The 936-nt window shown below is 43.7% G+C and carries 1 protein-coding gene and 1 pseudogene; both read right to left on the reverse strand.

Going from position 1 to position 936, the window contains the following annotated elements; translation table 11 throughout:
• Positions 1-216: pseudogene (locus A3729_RS03295) on the reverse strand (glucose-6-phosphate isomerase); the annotation flags it as partial.
• A 21-nt stretch (positions 217-237) separates the two neighbouring features.
• Positions 238-936 (reverse strand): pantoate--beta-alanine ligase (panC, locus tag A3729_RS03300; protein WP_082881989.1); only part of this gene is annotated, 699 nt, incomplete at its 5' end.

A 936-nucleotide genomic window follows, 5' to 3' on the forward strand; every position in this document is an offset into this window, starting at 1 on the left:
TTCAAGCCCTGCTTCAGCAGTGAGCTGAGATAAGAGCGAAATCGTTTCCTCGGTGACACGGTTTTTTGAATAATCATAAAAGACATGTGGTGCCTGAAAGGAGTAGCGATCAAAGCGCTTAGGATCACCTTCAAATAGGTCTTTTACATGAAGCTTAGTAATGAATTTGGCATGATCCTTTAATGCTTGGTAACTAGGTAATACATCCAATGTCATAGTGTTACTCAATATCGATGGTTAAAGATTCACCGTTATATTATCAATTAAACGGGTTGAGCCCAAATACGCGGCTAATAAAATTACGAAAGCTGTATCTGTTTCTTGTGAAGGAGCAAGTGTTGTGGGCTTGGCTATATTGAAGTAATCGGGTTTAAAGCCATTTTTAACCAAGTGTGATTTGGCGTCCTCGCATAATGCAGTGATATCCCGTTCGCCAGCCTGAAGCTGCGCAGCACAATGTTGCAATAGCTGGTAAATCTTAGCGGCAGTTTGCTTTTCTTGCTGGCTAAGGTAACCATTGCGAGAGCTGCGGGCTAGACCTGACTCTTCCCGAGATGTTGGGACGCCAATGATAGAAACAGGCATACAAAGGTCGGAAACCATCTTGCGAATAATCGCTAATTGTTGGAAGTCTTTTTCACCAAATACTGCAATATCTGGTTGCACCATATTAAATAGCTTGGTGACGACGGTGGCGACACCAATGAAGTGACCGGAACGACTGGCGCCGCAGTGATAATCTCCGAGAGCAGGCACATCCACTCTGGTTTCTTCAGCTAAGCCGTTTGGATAGATCTCGCTAACAGGTGGTGCGAACAAGACATCACAATATCTACTACGTAAGTGCTTACTATCATCTTCAAGTGTTCTAGGGTAGGCATCAAGATCCTCGTTCTCACCAAACTGCATAGGATTTACAAAGATACTGCTGACAAC

It is taken from the genome of Oleiphilus sp. HI0043 (genome assembly GCF_001634935.1).